Source organism: Anaerococcus nagyae (assembly GCF_040364225.1).
In the GTDB taxonomy this organism is placed as follows: domain Bacteria; phylum Bacillota; class Clostridia; order Tissierellales; family Peptoniphilaceae; genus Anaerococcus; species Anaerococcus nagyae.
This window is the reverse complement of sequence record NZ_AP031484.1, coordinates 1607596-1628423: the sequence shown is the minus strand read 5'-3', so window position 1 is coordinate 1628423 and position 20828 is coordinate 1607596. Positions and strand designations below refer to the sequence as shown.

Genomic DNA, 20828 nt, shown 5'->3' with positions numbered 1-20828 from the left:
TAAAAAACTAGTTAAAGTAAGGAGAATTTATGAAATTAGGAATTTTAGGCTCTGGTAAAATTGTAAAGGAAGTTTTACCTGTATTAGATCAAATAGAAAATATTGATGTATATGCAATAGCAGCAAGAAATGAAGAAAAGCTACAAAAACTTGCTAAAGATTTTTCTATAAAAAATTATTATACAAGTATAGAAAGTTTATTAGAAAATCCAGAAATTGATACTGTTTATATAGCCTTACCAAATAATTTGCATTTTGAAGCAATGGATAAGACCATCGATTATAAAAAGAATATTATTTGTGAAAAGCCATTTACATCAAATGCTTATGAAACAGAAAAAATAATCAAAAAAGCAAAAGCAAATGATCTTATGATAGTAGAAGCAATGAGCCATAGATTTATACCAAATTCTATTGAAATTAAAAAACTTATAGGAGAATTGGGAGATATAAAAATTGTTTCTCTTAACTATTCTCAATATTCATCAAGATACGATAAATTCAAGGAAGGTATTATAGAGCCGGTCTTTAGTCTAGAAAATTCTGGAGGAGCTTTAATCGACTTAAATTTATATAATGTAGCCTTTGCTGTTGATGCTTTTGGTTTGCCAAAAGATGTAATGTATTTTGCAAATATTGAAAATGATATAGATACTTCTGGGGTTGTCATCTTAGATTACGGTGACTTTAAAGTATCTTCTATAGGGTCAAAAGATTCTGCCGCACCTCTTGTAAATACTATTCAAGGAACGGATGCCACAATTGAAATTCCTGATGCCTTAAATAGCTTTAGAGAATTTAATATTAGTAGAACTAATGGAAGTAGTAAAGAATATTTTAATTATAATTTAGAAAATAAGTCAAGATTATACTATGAATTTGTAGAAATTGAAAGAATATTAAGAAATAATGATAGGAAAAAAATAGAGGATCTATTAAATCTTACTCAAAATTATATGGAAGTTTTAACACGTGCTCGCTTTGATGCAAATATTTTTTATCCTGCTGATAAAGTTGACTAATAATCTGTTATAATATAAGCATAAATAATTATTTGTATTTATATAAATTATATATGAAAGGAGAAAAGATGGTAGGAATAATACTTGCAAGTCATGGCCACTTTGCTGAAGGTATAAAAGAATCTGCTCAAATGATTTTTGGTGAGCAAGAACAATTTGAATCAGCTATACTTTTACCTTCCATGGGACCAGATGACTTAAGAAATGATCTAGAATCTGCTATAGAAAAAGTAGACTGTGATCAAATTTTATTCTTAGTAGATTTGTGGGGAGGTACTCCCTTTAATCAAACATCCAATTTACTAGAAGGCCATGAAGATAAGTGGGCAATAGTAGCTGGGATGAATCTACCTATGGTTATAGAAGCCTTATCAGAGAGATTTACTAGTGAATCTTCTCATGATATTGCAAAAGCAATTATAGCTTCTGCTAGAGAAGGGGTTAAGATTAACCCAGAAGAGCTAAACGAAGTAAGTGATTCTAAAGATAGTGGAGATTCTAAGAAAGATCAAGCAGATAAGGAAATAGAAGAGGCTACTAAAAATGGCTCTATTCCAGAAGGAACTATTATAGGAGATGGAAAGATAAATATAGTTCTAGCTCGTATTGACACAAGACTTTTGCACGGTCAAGTAGCAACTAGCTGGACAAAATCAACAAAACCTGATCGAATTATAGTTGTATCTGATGCAGTTAGCCAAGATGATTTGCGAAAGAATATGATTATGCAAGCTGAGCCACCAGGGGTAAAGGCACACGTAGTACCAATTTGGAAGATGAAAGAAATCTTAGAAGATCCTAGATTTGGGGCTACAAGAGCTTTGTTATTATTTGAGAAACCTCAAGATGTGTTGCAGTTATTAGAACTTGGGGGCGAAATTGATACAGTAAACCTTGGTTCCATGTCTTATTCAGAAGGAAAAGTAAATCTTTCAACTTCTGTTGCTATGGATAAGGATGATGTAGAAACAATAGAAAAGATCAAAGAGTACGGCGTAAACTTTGATGTTCGTAAAGTTCCAGCTGATAAGCCGGAAAATTTAGATAATATGCTTAAAAAAGCAAAAAAAGAATTAAATATATAGGAGAGATGAATGAATGCTATTAATATTATTTTAATATTCGTAGTTGCCTTTTTAGCAGGTTGTGAAGGGATATTAGACCAGTTCCAATTTCATCAACCACTTGTTGCTTGTACCCTAATAGGACTTGTAACAGGGCATCTTAAAGCAGGTATTATACTTGGAGGTCAACTACAACTTTATGCACTAGGTTGGTCAAATGTAGGAGCGGCTATAGCTCCAGATGCGGCACTTGCATCTACAGCTTCAGCTATAATAATGGCTCTAGCCTTAAATGGTGGTGCTAGTAATGTAGATCAGGTGGTTTCAACTTCGATAACTTTAGCTATACCACTTTCAGTTGCAGGTCTATTCTTAACGATGCTTGCAAGAACTTTTGCTATACCAATGGTTCATGGAATGGATAGCGCAGCAGAAACAGCAGACTTTAAGAAAATTGAAAGAATCCACTGGTCAGGTGTAGCTATGCAAGGTCTTAGAATCGCTATACCTGCCCTCATCCTTTGCTTTATCCCAGCCTCAGCTGTAACAAATGCTTTAAATGCTATGCCAGCTTGGCTAAAAGAGGGTATGCAAGTAGGTGGTGGTATGGTTGCAGCAGTAGGTTATGCAATGGTACTTAATATGATGAGTACAAAAGAAACATGGCCATTTTTTGCCTTAGGTTTTGTACTTGCAGCTATCCCTCAAATTACTCTTATAGGATTAGGAGTAATAGGGCTAGCACTTGGACTTATATATATGAAACTTAAAGGATTAGCTCAAAGTAGCAGTAGCTCATCTCATGGATCTGGTGATCCTTTAGGTGATGTAATAAATGATTATTAAGGAGAGCTAAATGAGTGAAGATAAAAATAAAAAAGATGTAGAAGTATTTGAAACTAATACTGATAAAAAAGTAAATGATACTTCTGCTATAGATAATAAAGAAGAAAAAGATCAAATAGTAGAAGAATCTAGTGAAAATAGAGTTATAGAAGACAAAGATAGAATAGTTTTGGATAAAAAAACTAGAAAAAATATTTGCAATAGACATCAATTTTTACAAGGTACTTGGAACTTTGAAAGGATGCAAAATGGTGGTTGGGCTTATTCTATGATTCCAGCTATCAAAACCTTATACAAAGACAAAGACAGTCAAGTTAAAGCCTTAAAACGTCACTTAGAGTTCTATAATACTCACCCTTATGTATCAGCACCAGTTTTAGGTGTAACCCTAGCTATGGAAGAAGAAAGAGCGAATGGAACACCAATAGATGATGCAGCTATAAATGGTGTAAAAGTAGGTATGATGGGTCCTCTAGCAGGTGTAGGAGATCCAGTCTTTTGGTTTACTATTAGGCCGATTTTAGGAGCTTTAGGAGCTTCTCTTGCCCTTGGTGGAAGTATATTAGGACCTATTATATTCTTTGTTTTTTGGAATCTAATAAGATATATATTCCTTTGGAAGACTCAAGAATTTGGCTATAAAGCAGGTAAGGAGATCAGCAAGGATTTATCAGGAGGTCTTTTAGGTAGAGTTACATTAATGGCTTCTATAATAGGTATGTTTGTCATAGGAGCATTAGTACAACGTTGGGTAAATATTGACTTTACAGTTCCAATTACAAGAGTTACTCAAGACAGCGACTTATATATAGACTGGGCAAATCTACCAGCAGGTGCTGAAGGTATTAGAGAGGCTCTTAAGGCATATACTACTTATGGACCAAGTTCACTAGATCCAGTAAAAGTTACTACATTACAAGATAACATAGACTTATTAATACCAGGATTAGTTCCATTACTATTAACCTTAGGTATATCTAAGCTTCTTAAAAAAGATGTATCTCCAATAACTATAATCATAGCCCTATTTATTATAGGAATTGTAGCTAGATACTTTAATATAATGTAGGATCATGGTACAATCACAGAATAAAATAGTAGATTTAACCATCCAAGCTAGTCATTTACAAGGCTTTACTAGCCAAGGCAATGTGATAGTAGGGGATAAGGCTTTTGAATATTATAATGAAAGAAACCCTAATGACTATATACAAATTCCTTGGCAAGAAGTAGATTTAATTACAGCAGAAGTTGTATTTAAAAAGAGAATTCCTAGATTTGCTGTCCATACAAAAAAGAACGGCGACTTTATCTTTTCAACTAAAGATAATAAGCTTACTCTTAGAACTATCAATAAATATATAGCCAGTGATAAGCTTAGAAGATCCCTTACAATTAAGGATTATATAAAAAAAGCTTTTAATAAATAAGATATTAATATGGACCCACATAAATTATATATATTAAAAAATAGCAGATTTTTGTTTGAAAGAATGTAAAGAAAGATGATGTATAGAATAGTTAAAACTATTATGTGCATCATCTTTTTTCTTAAATCTTTATATTAATACTAAATACTAATTGAAAATATTAAACTAGCTAATTTCTATTAGTTAGCATTTTTAACTATTATATCATTTTTTATTTATTTGTTAGCTAATATTAGTTATATTGACAATAAAATATAAATAGGTGTATAATTTTATTGGCTTAAGTTTGACTTAAAAGTAAGAACGTTTTCACAACTTATCACTAAGTATTATTGAAGTTGATTTATTTATAAATTAATTAGATTTTTCAGTTTTAGGATGTTATATTAAAAAAGTTGCTGTAAATGATAGTAGAAGTAAGTATAAAGGTAATACTTACTATGATGGTGTAACTGGAAGGGACTCTAAAACATCAAGGTTGGCTAGTATGGTAATAAGCTCCGTATTTGGAAGGAATTACGTAAATGATTATGCATACACGTTCAAATAAAAAAACAATATTATATCTTCTTATCATATTATTAATATTTTTATTTACTCTTAATGGTAATAAAATTTTTACTATAAATTATGATGATATTGAAGCTAAAAATATAGAAATACTAGAAAAAGAAAACTTAAATAATTATAAATTAGATGATAAAAAGCAGGCTAACTATAATATAGTCTATGCTTATAGGATAAATGATAGTAAAGAATACATATTTATTTATAGTAAGTCTTTACTTTTTAATCTATATCATCTTGATGATAAGTTTGTTTCAGATGAGGATGATATTAATACACTAGCAAGTAATATTAAATACCATAATTTAGTTAATATTAATAATACCCAAAATAGTGCTAAAATAAAAATAAGCCAAAGGCAAAATAAAGATACGATATCAAGCATTGTTTATATGACTGTGATATTAATTTTAATTATTTTTATAAGCTATAAAATACAATTAAAAAATAAATAAAACTGCATAGGACAAATAAATGAAGATGTGATAATTATGCTGATAATATAAAACTATATCAGACACCAGAGTTAGAATTAAGACTAGCTCTGGTATTTTTTCTATCTACTTTTAATCCTTCATACCCTTGTATTTGATAAGAGTTAACCCATCTTCTTATTTCGAGGTGAGAAATATTATATTTTTCTGCTAATTTTTCAAAGTCTATACTGCTTTCTAAATATATTTTTACAAATTTCATTTTAAATTCTATGCTTATTTTGACATTAAAGAATTGATCTTCTTAAGTTAATTTTATGTCTAATTTTTGGCAGTCAGTTAAAAATTGCATCTTTTTTATTTACATAATCTGTTGCATTTAATTTTACAAACTATCAGATAAAAATATTAATTATAAAACGATATATTATAAGCAAATTGGGTAATATATTAATGATTAAAATATTAAATAGGAGAGGAATATGAAAAATTACAAAAAATTAGCCGCAGCAACCTTAGCAATTTCATTTTCTCTTTAAGGAGCAAATGTTATAGTTAATAATAACGTAAGTTTGGCATCTGAAGAAAAAAATGCTCCAATAGCTAACTTAGAAATTACACAATCAAATGCTCCTTATCAAGAAAGTGTTGTTAAATTAAATCAAAGTGATGCTACTAGACAGCAAGCTTTGGATCAGCTTAAAGCTATTAGATCTAAAGCTTGGGATGATAATGTGACTCTAGAGGGAGCAAAGGATGGAAGAACAGCTACAATTAGAGATGTAGCTAATTATTATTATCCGAAAGGAAATCCCAGTAAAGAAGATTACGTAAATAAATATGAATATAGCTTGGAACTTGAGCATCTAGCTTTACAAAGAGCTTATGAATTGACTTTAACAGGAGATAGTCAATTAAGACCAGATGATTCTTCTTATGAGACAATTGCTTATAAAGATTTAAGATTAGGCAAACATGATTGGGTTTGCTATGACTATGGTGAAGAAATATCTCTGGAAAAGTTATTTGATACTATTTTGTATAATAAGGATAAAAAAGGTGAAAATGGCTATCAGAGATTAATTGATGAAAACGGTGCATATGACGGAAATGAATCTGTTTATAATATGCTAATATACAGTCCACCGCGTATAGGTGTAGGTTATGGTCAGGTTGAAAATCCTAAGACTGGTAAAAGTGCAGCAGTAATTGCTTTTGACGACAAAGATCCTTTCTTTTTTCTAGATAAAGTTGAAAAAGTTGATTACGTTGGCAATTACACAATGAGTTTTGGTAATCCAAACTTCAAGAAATCTTCAAAAGAATCTTTAGATGAATTAGAAAAAGCAATCGAAGATGCAAAAGAAACTATAGAAGGTGCAAAAATATTAATGAACAAAATGCCTAACTTTTCCAAAAAGCATGGCGATGAACTTAATCAATTGATAGAAGAACAAAACAAACTTATAGATAAAGCCGAAGCTATTTTAAAAGCAAATGGTAGATAAAAACTAGTATATATTCGTTTCAGAATGTCGATAAAGTAGGTAAGAAAGCATAATCTTATCTACTTTTTGTCTTTAAACGGTTTGATTTCAATATAAATATATTATAGAAAAAGGTGTATTATATTAAATAAAACTGATGAGGATAGACAAAAGAAAATCTAGTTTAATTCAAAATTGTCTAAGAGTAAGTGAGCTTAATCATAACAAAAAGAATCAGAAAACAATAATAAGATATATATGGTAAATCCACTTAGACATATTAGAGGAGTATAGAAAAAAGTAGAATACAAACAAAGAAAAGAAGCAATAGAGCGATGCTTTGGGACAGTAAGAAATATCATGGATTTAGATAAACTAATATGTAAGGACTGTTGCAGAATGAAAAATCGTCCCAAAATCATTAGGATAAGTTTCTAAGGATGATATGACAATTATTAATAGTTTTGCGATTGCCTTTTTATTTATAGAAAGGCAATTGTTTATGAAAACATTTTCGATATACTAGATTAATTTATAAAATTATCTTATAATATAATATATAAATATAATTGAGGATATTTTTATTTTTATAAATACAAATGTTTTCATAAGGAGGAAATATGAAAAATTATACTACTGACAAGATTAGAAACTTAAGTTTAGTTGGCCACTCTGGCAGTGGAAAGACATCTTTAATAGAAGCTCTTTTATATAAAACAGGAGCAATAGATAAAAAAGGTCGTGTTGAAGATGGATCTACAGTTTCAGATTATGAAAATCAAGAAAAAAAGAGACATATTTCCATTCAAACATCAATTATTCCTATAGAATTCGAAGATTATAAGATTAACTTTATAGATTCACCTGGATTTTTTGACTTTGAAGGTGAAGTTTTACAAGCTCTAAGGGCTAGTGAGGCAGCACTTTTTGTTATAGATGGAGAAAATGGTATAGAAGTTGGAACTGAAAAATACTGGAAATATACACAAGAAATCAATCTGCCATCTATAATATTTGTAAATAAGTTAGATAAGGAAAATGCAAACTTCAACAAGATCGTATCAGATCTACATATAGAATTTGGCAAAAAAGTTATACCACTTACCCTTATGCTTGGTGAGGGAGATAAGTTTGAGGGTATTATAGATGTTTTAGATAAAAAAGCTTACACTTACGAAAATGGTGTAAAAAAAGAAGTAGAAATACCTGAAATAAGACTTGCAGAGGTTGATGCGGTTTATGAAGAAATCATAGAAGCTGTTGCTGAAACAGATGATTCTTTGATGGAAAAATTCTTTGAAGGAGAAGAATTTTCTGAAAGTGAATTTATAAAAGGACTTAGCCAAGCTATACTTGAAGGAACAGTAGTTCCACTAATAGCAGGTTCTAGTGAAAAAGAAATAGGCTTGACACAACTCTTAGAAGTCATAACAAGATATATGCCTTCTATAGATGATGAAGCTGCTAATATCGGATTTAGAGTTAAAGATGGATATGAAGCTTTTACTCCAAGAGAAGATGGACCGTTCTCTGCGGTAGTATTTAAGACTTTAGCTGATCCATTTTTAGGTAAGATTTCGATCTTTAAGGTATTATCTGGAACAATTAATAAGGATGATAAGATCTTTGATGTGAATAAAGATGAAGAACTTAAAGCTAGCAATCTATTTTTCCTAAGGGGTAAAGAGCAAATCAAAACTGACAAGCTTGTAGCAGGCGATATTGGAGCTTTCTCTAAATTAGATATCTTATCAACTGGGGATACTCTTGCAAGTAAAGATAAGCCAATAGAATATAAGCCTATCAAATATCCAAAACCAGTTTTATTTTATGCTATAAACCCTATAAGTAAAAATGATGAAGATAAGATCTCTGAAGCCTTATCAAGACTTATAGAAGAAGATCCAACCCTTAAAGATGAAAGAAATATAGAAACCCACCAACAAATATTATCTGGACTTGGAAATGTTCAACTGGAAGTAATATTGGATAAACTTCGTGATAACTACAGTGTAAATACAGAGGTTGTTGAGTACAAGATTCCATATAGGGAAACTATAAAGGGAAAATCAGACGTACAAGGTAAGCATAAAAAGCAATCTGGTGGAGCAGGTCAATATGGTGATGTATTTATTAGATTTGAATCAACTGATGAAGAATTTTTATTTGATGAAGAAGTTTTTGGTGGAGCAGTTCCTAAAAATTATTTTCCGGCTGTAGAAAAAGGTTTAGAAGAATCATTAGTTGAAGGACCTCTTGGTGGATTTAAGGTTACTGGAATCCATGCAACTCTTTATGATGGATCCTATCACCCAGTAGATAGTAATGAACAAGCTTTCAAAACAGCTGCTAGACTTGCCTTCAAAAAGGGTATAGAAGAAGCAGACCCTATACTTTTAGAACCGGTTATGAAACTTGAAATAAAGGTTCCGGAAGAAAACATGGGTGATGTAATGGGAGATATGAACAAAAGACGTGGTAGAATCTTAGGTATAGAGCCACAAGCAGATGGTAGTCAAATAATACTAGCAGAAGCTCCGCTATCAGAAGTGCTAACTTATGCAATAGATTTAAGAAGCCAAACCTCAGCGCGCGGTTCATTCTCCATGGAATTTGAAAGATATGAAGAAGTGCCAAAAGAAATTACTCAAAAGGTTATAGAAGATAGATCATAATATAGGAGGAATATATGGCAAAGCGGGAAATTTTAGACATAGATCCTTGGATAAAGGACTATGAAGATGACATCAATCTTAGAATGAATGAATATGAAAAGCAGAAAAGTAGACTAATAAGTGATGGAGAAAAACTTACAGACTTTGCCAATGCTCACCATTATTATGGCTTCCACAAGGTAAAAAATGGATGGATTTATAGAGAATGGGCTCCTCATGCCGATGGTCTTTATCTAATAGGAGACTTTAATGATTGGGATAGGCATGCCCACCCACTTACAAAAATAAATGAAGAAGACTGGGAGATATTTATAAAAGGCATCAAGACAATTCCCCATGGTTCAAGGATTAAAGTTTTGGTAGATACTAATGGCTCTATAAGTGATAGGATTCCTCTATATGCTACTCGTGTAGAGAGGAATGATGATGGAGACTTTGCTGCTATTATGCAAAATCCTAGGTCTAAATTCAAATGGACTGATGAGGAATTTAAGGTAAATCACGATGATCTTTTAATCTATGAATCTCACATAGGTATGGCAGGAGAAGAGGGTAAGGTTTCTACTTATAAGGAATTTGAAGTAGATATACTCCCTAGGATAAAAAAAGCAGGTTACAATACAGTTCAACTTATGGCTATAGCTGAGCATCCATATTATGGTTCCTTTGGTTATCAAGTAAGCAACTTCTATGCACCTAGTTCTTGGTATGGAGAAATAAATGATTTAAAATCATTAATTAACACAGCCCACGAAATGGGACTTAATGTAATAATGGATTTGGTTCATTCTCATGCAGTAAAAAATACTGTGGAGGGGATCAATGAATTTGATGGCACGGATTATCAATTTTTCCATACTGGGCAAGAAGGTAATCATCCTGACTGGGATAGCAAGCTTTTTGACTATGCTAAGCCAGGTGTACTTCACTTTTTATTATCTAATGTAAAATATTGGTTAGAAGAATTCCACTTTGATGGTTTTAGATTTGATGGTGTAACATCAATGATTTATAAAAACCATGGTCGTGGAGATGCCTTTAATAATTACAAAAAATATTTTTCTATGAACACAGATATAGAAGCTATAAATTATTTACAATTAGCTAATGAATTAGCACGAGAGGTTAAACCAGATGTTATAACAATAGCAGAGGATATGTCAGGAATGCCTGGTATGTGCTTACCTATATCCAAGGGTGGAGTAGGTTTTGATTATCGCTTAGCTATGGGTATGCCAGATTTTTGGGAGCGTACCCTCCTAAAAAGAGATGAAGACTGGGATTTATCAAATATGTGGTATGAACTATCTACTCATAGACCGGAAGAAAAGCGCATAGGCTATGTAGAAAGCCATGATCAAGCCTTAGTTGGATCAAAGACTACAATCTTTCGATTGGCAGACAAAGAGATGTATGATTCTATGACTAAAGATAGTGAGAACTACATCATAGATAGAGCCCTTGCACTTCACAAGATGATTAGGTGGATAACTATATCTATGGGAAGTGATGGATATCTTAACTTCATGGGTAATGAGTTTGGTCATCCAGAATGGATAGACTTCCCTAGAGAGGGCAATGATTATTCTTTTCATTATGCTAGACGACAATGGTCTTTAGCAGACAATGAAAACTTGAAATATCATTATCTAGCAGATTTTGATAAAGCTATGCTAAAGCATAGTGAAAAATATAATCAATTAGGTAATACTATATTTAGATTGTGGATAGATAATGACAGAAAGATAATAGCTTTTAGAAATAAGGATATAGTCTATATATTTAACTTTCATCCGACAGATTCTTATGAATCTTTTGCGGTACCAATTCATGATGTTGGACAATTTAGAGTTGTCATGGATACAGATGAAGAGAAATTTGGAGGAGCAGGTAGGATTAGCCACTCATATGTTTATAACACAGAAAGACTTGCTGGAACGGATTATGATGGCATAAAAATATATATACCATCAAGAACAGCTTTAGCTTTGGAGAAATATAACAAATGAAGATAATCTGTTTGGGAGACTCATTTACTGAAGGATTTTTGGTTGACAAAAGCTATGCAGATTATTTAGAAGACATGGGTCATAAAGTTATAAATCTTGGTATAAATGGTAATAGGACTTATCAAATGCTTGAAAGATTTATACCAGAAAAATCAGATGTTCTGATAATTTTTGGCGGTTCTAACGACACCTATGATCAAATAAGTCCTGATGATAGTTTTGAAAATATAGAGAAAATTTTGGATAAATCTTTATCTGATAAAAATATTGTGATTATACCACCACTAATGGAGTTAGAAGAGGCCTACCCAAGATATGAACTAAATAATAATGCTATCAATGCTCTGGGAGATTTGATAAACTCCCTAGAATGTGATGTAGTAGATGCTAGAAAAATCGAGCCTTCATATTTTATAGATGGCCTTCATATGAGAGGAGACTTTCATAAAAGGTTAGCAGATGAGATATCGAAATTTTTAAAGTAAAATAAAAGTATGCAGATTAATAAAAAACGTTACAATGATCTTGATAGCTATTATAAAAGAAAATATAATAAAAAAATTATAAAGCTCCCTTTAGATGGGGGCTTTACTTGTCCTAATAGAGATGGAACTTTATCAAAGCGAGGATGCATATATTGTTCAGATGAGGGCGCTGGAGAATGGACATATAAATCAGCAGGAGATATAAAAGCTCAGATTGCCTATCAAAAATCTAATTTATCAAAGCAGGGTAAGGATGAAGGCTATATAGCTTACTTTCAAAGCTTTACCAATACTTATGGAGATGTAGGTAAAATGAGTGAGATGTTCTATTCTGCACTGGAAGATGAAGATATAGTAGGGCTTTCAATAGCAACTAGAGCTGATTGCTTGCCTGATGAGGTATTAGACTTATTAAATGAACTTAATTCTATGACTGATTTGACGGTAGAACTTGGTATGCAAACAGTAAATGATAACACTATCAAATTTATAAATAGAGGCTATGATCATGAAAGTTTTAACTTAGGTCTTAACAAATTACATTATCTAGGAATAGCGACTATAGCTCATGTTATAGTTGGGCTGGTGAATGAAAGTATAGATGATTATATAAGGGATATAAGTTATATAAATGATAAAGGATTTTGGGGGATTAAAATCCACAACCTTTATATAGAAAATAACACCTATCTTAAATATTATTATGAAAAAAACAATATATCCTATACAATGACTAAGGAGGACTATGTAAATATAGTAGTAAGGATGCTTAGAAACTTAAATCCTGGTATAGTAATTAATAGACTAACGGGAGATGGAATAAGAGCAAATATCGCTTATCCTACTTGGTCAAAGAACAAGGGGGCTGTTTTATCAACTATTGATAAAATAATGAAAGAAAAAGATTATAAACAGGGGGACTTATGGAAAGAAATTTAGATGCAAAATACTATGTGAATTCTTATGATAAAGAAAAAGATATCTATTCAAGTAAAGAAAATACATTACTTTTAGTAATAGATGAACAACCAAAATTAATGAATACTATGGAAAATGGGGAACAAACTATTTTAAATACTCTAGTACTAATAAATGCATTCAAAGAATATGGTATGCCAATTCTTGCAACGGAACAATATCCAAAAGGGCTTGGTAGATCAGATGATAGATTACTAGCAGAAATAGAAGAAAATAATATTTTTGCTAAATCAATCTTTGATGCAGCTATTCCTGAAGTTATAGAATATATAAGAGAAAACAAGATTACAAATGTAGTTTTGACAGGTGCAGAAGGTCATATTTGTGTTTACCAAACAGTTAGAACTCTAAGAGATTTAGGACTTAACGTATTTTTGGCAGAAGATGCAGTTTCATCTTATTCAGAAGAACTAAAGAATACAGCTCTAATAAACATGAGAGATATGGGAGCTATGGTAGTAAATACAGAAATGTTATTATTTGATATAGCGAGAGATTCAAAAGATGCACATTTCAAAGTTATATCAAATCTTGTAAAAGAAATAAGAGCTAGAGATTAATTTCTCTTAGCTCTTTGCTTGAGTTTGATTTTTTCTATCGTTTGCATTTTTATCTAAGAATTATTAAAATGAATTAGGTAGTTTTTGTAATTCTTGTATTTTTTATCTTTTTAAAAGTCTTTTAAATTCTTTGATTTGTTATTTTTAATGTGATTTATTTTTTGTCTAATTCCTAGTTTTTTGCTTGTGATTAAATTTTCTAAAGTGGTAAAATAGTATTGTTACTTATACAATAAATAAAATTATTTTATAGATAAATTTCACTATAGATTAAAATAAGGAAGGCGCTTAATATGAATTTGCATATGGGACTTGATGTTGGTTCTACTACTGTAAAAATTGTTATTACAGATGAGAATTTCAACACCCTTTATCAAGTATATAGAAGACATAAATCAGATGTCAAAGAAACGGTAAAAGCTGTCTTAAACGAAGCTTATGATGAGTTTAAGGATGATAATATAACTATAAATGTAACTGGTTCTGGGGGTATGTTCCTTGAAAAATATATGGGAATCAATTTCGTACAAGAGGTTATAGCTGAAACCGCAGCTATTAGAAAATTTATTCCGGAAACAGATGTTGTTATAGAGCTAGGTGGAGAGGATTCTAAGATCATCTACCTATCAGGTTCTGTTGAACAGAGGATGAACTCAATCTGTGCTGGTGGTACAGGAGCCTTTATAGATCAAATGGCGGCTCTGCTAGATACTGATGCATCTGGACTTAACGATCTATCTAAAAATTACAAGAAAATTTATCCTATAGCAAGTAGATGTGGAGTTTTTGCAAAGACTGATATACAAGCATTGATGAATCAAGGTGCGAGCAGGGAAGATATAGCAATCTCTGTTTTTCAATCTGTAGTTAACCAAACTATATCAAATCTTGCTTGTGGTAGACCAATTCGTGGTAATGTAACATTTTTAGGTGGTCCACTTCATTTTTTGCCAGCTTTAAGAGATAGGTTTATAGAAACTCTTGGAGAGGATGAAAATACATTTACTACACCAGAAGATGCTCAGCTTTATGTAGCAAAGGGTGCAGCTATCCTTTCTGCTGAAAACGAAGACTATGTTCCTTATAAGGACTTAATAAAAGAACTTGAAAAAGAAGCTCCAGAAGATATGGAGATGACAAAAAAGCTTGATCCACTTTTTACTTCAAAAGAAGAATACAAAAAGTTTGTAGCAGATCATAAGACAGAACAAATAGTTTATGAAGATATCAAAGACTATGAAGGCCCGATCTATATAGGGATTGATGCAGGATCTACAACTAGTAAAATGGTTTTGATAACAGATGAGGGTCATATATTACACGATGATTATAGGATGAATTTAGGTCGACCACTTGAAGTAGTCATAAATATGCTAAAAGACGCCTATGCTAAGAAAAATCCTAAGGCTTATATAGCTTCATCTGGTATTTGTGGTTATGGAGAGGATTTTATTAAAAATGCTCTACATATAGATAATGGAGAAGTAGAAACTATAGCTCATTATTCAGCAGCTAAGTTCTTTAATCCTGATGTTGACTTTATCCTAGATATAGGCGGCCAAGATATGAAAGCTATGCATATTAGAGATGGTATTATAGATTCTATCCAGCTAAATGAAGCTTGCTCTTCAGGCTGTGGGTCTTTCTTATCAACATTTGCAGCAAGTGTAGGTATGAGTGTGGAGGACTTTCAGAAAAAAGCTCTATTTGCAAAAGAGCCAGCTGATCTTGGTAGTCGTTGCACAGTATTTATGAATTCAAAGGTAAAGCAAGCCCAAAAAGAGGGCTCTGAAGTAGGAGATATAGCGGCAGGACTCTGTTATTCTGTAATCAAAAATGCTATCCAAAAGGTAATTAAGGTCCGTGATCCAAAATCTCTTGGCGAGAATATAGTTGTTCAAGGTGGTACATTTTATGGAGACGCTATCCTTAGATCTTTTGAAAATATCACTGGAAGAAAGACAACTAGACCAGAAATAGCAGGACTTATGGGAGCTATGGGTATGGCTCTTATTTCTCGTGATAAGTCTACTGGTCAATCAACACTAGCGGGTGTAGATGAGTTAGAGTCCTTTACTTATAGCCAAAAAAGTGCAAGATGTGGTCTTTGCACCAATAATTGTGCTCTTATCATAAATGTATTCCCAGATGGAACTCGCTATGTAACAGGCAATAGATGTGAAAGAGGCGCAGGAGTCAAAAAAGAAGAAACAGCAGCAGATTTAAACATGTATAAGTTTAAAAATAATTTGCTCTTTAATAGAAAAACTTTAGGTGATAATGCTCGTATGGGTAGGGTAGGTCTTCCTAGAGTATTAAATATGTACGAAGACTATCCATTCTGGCATAAATTTTTTACATCACTAGGTTTCGATGTTGTTCTATCTGGCAAGTCTGATAGGAAAATGTATGAAAAAGGTATCAGCTCTATTTCATCAGAAACTGCTTGTTATCCAGCAAAACTTGCTCATGGTCATATAGAAGATCTAGCAGCAAGGGATGACTTAGATTTGATATTTTATCCTGCAATTTTCTACGAATATAAACAATTTGATAAAGCGCAAAACCACATGAACTGTCCAGTAGTAAGTGGTTATCCTGATGTTATTAAAAATAACGTAGAAAACCTAGAAGGCAAAAACTTCATGAATCCTTATCTATCACTAGAAAGTGAAAAGATAATTGCTGATAGATTAGTAGAAGAATTTGATGGATACACTTATAATGGCATTGTCCTTAGTAAAAAAGAAATAAAAAATGCGGCTACAGCTGCCTGGAAAGAGCTTCAAGACTATCACGACCAAATAAAGATCCGTGGTAAGGAGATTATAGATTATGTAAATGCCAACAATCTTAATGCGATAGTTTTAGCAGGTCGCCCATATCATATTGATCCAGAAGTAAATCATGGTATACCAGAGTTGATTGAAGGAATGAAAATTCCAGTTATATCTGAAGATGCAGTTGCATATAATATAGAGGATGTAGACACCAAGGTACGAGTACTTGACCAATGGTCTTATCATGCTAGACTTTACCGTGCAGCAGAATATGTAGCAGATAACCCAAATCTACAACTAATCCAACTAAATTCTTTTGGTTGCGGACTAGATGCAGTAACAACAGACCAAGTACAAGATTTATTGGAAGCTCATGGTAAAATCTATACACTTCTTAAAATAGACGAAGTCTCAAACCTTGGTGCTATTAAAATTAGAATTAGATCACTCCTCCAAGCTCTTAATCAAAAGAAAATGGAAGGTATTGTATTTAAAGAAGACCTAGATCGACTTGATTATTCTACACCAGAATTTACAAAACAAATGGTTGATGAAGGTTATACAATACTTGCACCACAAATGGCTAGAGAACACTTTAGAATACTTGCTCCTGTATTTCACCATTATGGAATGAATATAGAATTTTTGGATTCGGTAAATGATAAGGTCTTAGACCAAGGTCTAAAATACGTAAACAATGATTCATGTTATCCATCAATAACAGTAGTAGGTCAGTTCATGGAGGCTGTTAATTCTGGTAGATATGATACAAATAAACTAGCTATAGTAATGACTCAGACAGGTGGGGCATGTCGAGCAAGTAATTATGTAGGATACATTAGAAAGGGACTACGTGATGCGGGTTATCCAAATATCCCAGTAATAGCCTTATCTGCTCAAGGAATAGAGACAAATGCAGGTTTTGACCTTAAGAAGCCATCAACTATACCTTTCCTAAAAAGAGGATTTAGAGCGATAATATTTGGAGATCTAATCAATAGAGTTGCCAATGCAACAAGACCTTATGAAGTAGAGAAGGGTGCTACAGATAGCTTAAAAGAAGCTTGGATAGAAAGACTACAGGTAGAAGCTCCTACTATGAGTGATAGGGAATATAAAAAGTGTGTAAAAGAAATAGTTGATAATTTTGATAATATTCCAGTAAAAGATATTAAACTGCCAAAGGCAGGTATAGTAGGGGAAATACTAGTAAAATTCTTGCCAGAAGCTAATAACAACCTACAAAAAGTCTTAGAAGCAGAAGGAGCAGAGGTAATCTTACCAGATCTTACAGACTTCTTTATGTATTGTATGAAAAACTCAGAACTTAAAGCAGATTTATACGGCAAAAGTAAGATGAGTGCAAGGTTTGGTAGATTAGGTATAAATATAGTAGAACAATATAGAAAACCAGTTAGAAAAGCTCTTAGAGCATCCAAAAGATTTAATGAGCCAGAATATATCGATCAGATAGTAGAATATGCTGATACAGTTACAAGCTTAGGTAACCAAGCGGGTGAGGGATGGCTACTTGCAGGTGAAATGGTGGAGCTAATCCACGCCGATGCACCAAACATAGTATGTATACAACCATTTGGTTGTCTACCTAACCATATCACAGGTAAGGGAGTTATGAAAAAAATCAGAGAAGATTATCCACAGGCCAATATTGTAGCAATAGACTATGACCCAGGTGCTAGTGAAGTAAACCAAATCAACCGTGTAAAACTAATGATGAGTCAAGCAAGAGATAATCTAAAACAAAAAGAATTACAAGAAGTGAATAAATAGGAGAAAACAATGTTAAGTGAAAAATTTTATGATGTCATAGATCATGAAGGAAGTGTATCAATAACTTCATGGACAAAAAAAGGAGCTCATGTAACTTGTACATGGAATAGCTATCTACAAGTGGTGAAAGAAAATAATATAGAAAAAATACTTATACCGGCAGCAGGTATGACAAGTACAGAAAATGATGTAAAAGAAAATGACAATGTGATCTTAACCATGGCAGCTAGAGAAGTCGAAGGATTTAATGGATATCAAGGCACAGGATTTAGAATAATTGGATCAGCTGAGTTTTTAAATGAAGGAGATTATTTCAATCAAGTACATGATAAATATTCATTTGCTAATAGAGCATTAGTAGTGACAGTAAAAGAAGATAAGCAACTATTATAAAAAAAATAAAGCCGCCACAAAATAGAGTTATTATTTTGTGGCGGCTTTATTTTTTTACTATAAAAGTTCAAATCTATTTACATATGGTATAATGAACTAATAAAGGAAGATTAAAATATGAAAGCAAAACGATTTTTTATTGCCTTACTTGTAGTCCTAGCTTCATTTTTTGGAACAAAATTAGTTCTTGATAAATTTGAAGCTAATGAAAAAGACTATGCTTATAAGGACATACCAAATTATGATGATGATGCAGTTAAAACAGCTGATGGAGAATATCTAATTCTATTAGTTGGTGTAGACAAGAATGGAGATGATGATAACAATACAGACTTTACTCGTACTGATACTATCATGCTTTTAAAGGCAAATACTAAAACAGGCAAGATGGATCTTATGAGTATACCTAGAGATAGTCGTATCAAGATTCGCGATAAGTTTGATAAGGCTAACCACGCCCATGCCTTTGGAGGTATAGAGCTAACAATGCAATCTTTAAGAAGCTTTTTAGGACTTGATATAGATTATTATGTCCAAATAAACTATCAAGCTCTTATAAATATTATTGATGCTCTAGGTGGAGTGGATTATGACGTACCAGAAGGCATAAGTATTGATAAGGGTAAGGTTCAAATCAAACCTGGAGAGAATCACCTTGATGGTAACGAAGTTATGTGGTATCTAAGAACTAGAAGTATATATAATAACGGTGATATAGGTAGAGTAAATACTCAACAAGGCTTTGTAAAAGCTATGGTAGATGAATTGGTCAAAAAAAGTAAAAATATGAATCTGATGACCTTCATATCAAACTACCTTAAATACGTCAAAACTAATTTGCCTATGAGTGTAATAATGGATCTAGCGGGTAATGTTAATAATTTTTCATCAGATAAGATGGATACTCACATAGTTCCAGGTATGGAACAAACTATAAATGGGGTCAGCTATTATATCCCTGATTATGAAAAAACTTGGCAAATAGTAGATGAAGTCTATCCAAACTTTAAGCTTAAAAATTGGAAGAAAGAGGATTCTGGTTACCATGAGTACGATAGCTATGGAGATATCATAGATGAATCCAAAAGAAAAGGAATACCAGAAGTAGAAAAACCAGAGCAAGAACCTAAAAAAGATATTAAGTTGCCTGAAACCAAGACTGTAGAAGAGACTAGATCAGAAAAAAATAACCTTGCTAAACCAGATGAACCTAGAGATATGCTTGATGAATCATTAAGTGATGATAAGGAGAATTACTAAGTATGAATAGTCAAAGAAGAGAGAGAAAAGACCAACATATAGAAAATTACTTAAGAACTAGGTCAGGTGAAAATACCCTTCTTGAAGATGTGTATATAGAGCATTACGCTATATCAGATATTTCTTTGAATGAGATTGATACATCTATAGAATTTATGGACAAGACTATAGCTATGCCACTTATGATAGATGCCATGACTGGAGGGGGCTCTTCTTCTGAGTCTATTAATGAAGACTTATCATCGATATGTGAGTCTTTAAATATTCCCATGGCTGTAGGAAGTGAATCTATAGCTATTTCCGATACAGATTCTAGGGAATCATTTGAATTAGTAAAGGTAAAAGAAGACTTACTAAGAATAGGTAATCTTGGATTTGAGAGAGACTTTGATGACTTTGTATTTGCTAGAGATTTGATAGATGCTCATGCTATGCAAGTTCATTTGAATCTTGCTCAAGAGTTAGTAATGAAAGAAGGGGATAACTCTTATCATTCATCCCTAGGGCTTATTAAAGATTTGGTTGAAAACTTTAATTATCCAATTATTGTAAAGGAAACGGGTTCAGGAATCTCTAAAGCAGTAGCTGAAAAGTTAGTTGATGTAGGAGTAAGATATATTGATGTTGCTGGTAAAGGCGGCACCAATTTTATAGAGATTGAGGACTTAAGAGATTTTGAAATTGATTATTCAGATCTATATAATTGGGGGATTCCAACAGCGAAATCTATAATAGATGTAAGAAGTATATCAGATGAAACATTTATTATAGCTTCAGGTGGTATAAGAACTGCTATGGACGTTGTGAAATCCATTATAATAGGAGCAGATATGGCAGCTATGACAGGAGAAGTTCTAAACTACCTTCTACATGGTGGCTATGAAGCTTGTGAAGACTTTCTAAAAGAAATACAACACAAAATAAAAATAATAATGGCTCTACTAGGTGTGAAAAATATCAAAGAATTAAAGAAAGTTGATTACAAACTAGTGGGAGAGCTAAAGGAATTGATCGAAGGCTAGCATTTGCTAGCTTTTTTCGTTAATG

General features: G+C 32.2%; 17 protein-coding genes. 16 read left to right on the top strand and 1 reads right to left on the bottom strand.

Annotated elements, in window-relative coordinates; genetic code table 11:
- Nucleotides 1–29 precede the first annotated feature (29 nt).
- From ABXG81_RS07915 to ABXG81_RS07890, 6 genes are all read left to right on the top strand, one after another.
- Nucleotides 30–1022 (top strand): Gfo/Idh/MocA family oxidoreductase, encoded by a 993-nt coding sequence (locus ABXG81_RS07915; protein ID WP_353528741.1) that lies wholly within the window; start codon nucleotides 30–32, stop codon nucleotides 1020–1022.
- 68 nt (nucleotides 1023–1090) lie between these two features.
- Nucleotides 1091–2107 (top strand): PTS sugar transporter subunit IIB, encoded by a 1017-nt coding sequence (locus ABXG81_RS07910; protein ID WP_353528740.1) that lies wholly within the window; start codon nucleotides 1091–1093, stop codon nucleotides 2105–2107.
- 9 nt (nucleotides 2108–2116) lie between these two features.
- Nucleotides 2117–2932 (top strand): PTS mannose/fructose/sorbose transporter subunit IIC, encoded by an 816-nt coding sequence (locus ABXG81_RS07905; protein ID WP_353528739.1) that lies wholly within the window; start codon nucleotides 2117–2119, stop codon nucleotides 2930–2932.
- A 10-nt stretch (nucleotides 2933–2942) separates the two neighbouring features.
- Nucleotides 2943–4001: a PTS system mannose/fructose/sorbose family transporter subunit IID gene (locus ABXG81_RS07900; protein ID WP_353528738.1), complete on the top strand. Its 1059-nt coding sequence runs from the start codon at nucleotides 2943–2945 to the stop codon at nucleotides 3999–4001.
- A 4-nt stretch (nucleotides 4002–4005) separates the two neighbouring features.
- Nucleotides 4006–4362, top strand: a complete 357-nt coding sequence (locus ABXG81_RS07895; RefSeq protein ID WP_353528737.1) for a DUF956 family protein — start codon at nucleotides 4006–4008, stop codon at nucleotides 4360–4362.
- Nucleotides 4363–4886: 524 nt separating this feature from the next.
- On the top strand, nucleotides 4887–5384 hold the full coding sequence (locus ABXG81_RS07890) for a hypothetical protein (protein ID WP_353528736.1): 498 nt from the start codon (nucleotides 4887–4889) through the stop codon (nucleotides 5382–5384).
- A gap of 58 nt (nucleotides 5385–5442) precedes the next feature.
- Here the strand turns inward: ABXG81_RS07890 and ABXG81_RS07885 are convergent, their stop codons facing one another.
- A complete protein-coding gene (locus ABXG81_RS07885) occupies nucleotides 5443–5637 on the bottom strand; it encodes a transposase (RefSeq protein WP_353529251.1) in 195 nt (64 codons plus the stop codon).
- Nucleotides 5638–5935: 298 nt separating this feature from the next.
- Between ABXG81_RS07885 and ABXG81_RS07880 the strand changes: the two genes are divergently transcribed.
- The 10 genes from ABXG81_RS07880 to fni all read left to right on the top strand — a co-directional run bounded on the left by ABXG81_RS07880 (nucleotide 5936) and on the right by fni (nucleotide 20803).
- Entirely contained in the window at nucleotides 5936–6871 is a 936-nt protein-coding gene (locus tag ABXG81_RS07880) for a hypothetical protein (RefSeq protein WP_353528735.1), read from the top strand.
- A gap of 599 nt (nucleotides 6872–7470) precedes the next feature.
- Complete coding sequence (gene fusA, locus ABXG81_RS07875) at nucleotides 7471–9525, top strand: elongation factor G (protein ID WP_117520098.1); 2055 nt, start codon at nucleotides 7471–7473, stop codon at nucleotides 9523–9525.
- Between the two features lie 14 nt (nucleotides 9526–9539).
- Entirely contained in the window at nucleotides 9540–11534 is a 1995-nt protein-coding gene (locus tag ABXG81_RS07870) for an alpha-amylase family glycosyl hydrolase (RefSeq protein ID WP_353528734.1), read from the top strand.
- Nucleotides 11531–12019 carry a GDSL-type esterase/lipase family protein gene (locus tag ABXG81_RS07865; protein WP_117520094.1) on the top strand — a complete coding sequence of 163 codons (489 nt, stop codon included), beginning with the start codon at nucleotides 11531–11533 and terminating at the stop codon, nucleotides 12017–12019. The genes ABXG81_RS07870 and ABXG81_RS07865 overlap by 4 nt, the downstream gene beginning before the upstream one ends.
- 9 nt (nucleotides 12020–12028) lie before the next feature.
- Complete coding sequence (locus ABXG81_RS07860; RefSeq protein ID WP_353528733.1) at nucleotides 12029–12958, top strand: TIGR01212 family radical SAM protein; 930 nt, start codon at nucleotides 12029–12031, stop codon at nucleotides 12956–12958.
- The gene (locus ABXG81_RS07855; protein WP_117520090.1) at nucleotides 12943–13557 is read left to right on the top strand and encodes an isochorismatase family protein; all 615 of its coding nucleotides are present in this window, start codon (nucleotides 12943–12945) and stop codon (nucleotides 13555–13557) included. The genes ABXG81_RS07860 and ABXG81_RS07855 overlap by 16 nt, the downstream gene beginning before the upstream one ends.
- Nucleotides 13558–13850: 293 nt before the next feature.
- Nucleotides 13851–18128 carry an acyl-CoA dehydratase activase-related protein gene (locus ABXG81_RS07850; protein ID WP_353528732.1) on the top strand — a complete coding sequence of 1426 codons (4278 nt, stop codon included), beginning with the start codon at nucleotides 13851–13853 and terminating at the stop codon, nucleotides 18126–18128.
- Between the two features lie 9 nt (nucleotides 18129–18137).
- Nucleotides 18138–18521: a pyridoxamine 5'-phosphate oxidase family protein gene (locus ABXG81_RS07845; RefSeq protein WP_117520086.1), complete on the top strand. Its 384-nt coding sequence runs from the start codon at nucleotides 18138–18140 to the stop codon at nucleotides 18519–18521.
- A 117-nt stretch (nucleotides 18522–18638) separates the two neighbouring features.
- Nucleotides 18639–19781: an LCP family protein gene (locus tag ABXG81_RS07840; RefSeq protein ID WP_288223136.1), complete on the top strand. Its 1143-nt coding sequence runs from the start codon at nucleotides 18639–18641 to the stop codon at nucleotides 19779–19781.
- 2 nt (nucleotides 19782–19783) lie between these two features.
- Entirely contained in the window at nucleotides 19784–20803 is a 1020-nt protein-coding gene (fni, locus tag ABXG81_RS07835) for a type 2 isopentenyl-diphosphate Delta-isomerase (RefSeq protein ID WP_353528731.1), read from the top strand.
- Nucleotides 20804–20828: the final 25 nt, after the last annotated feature.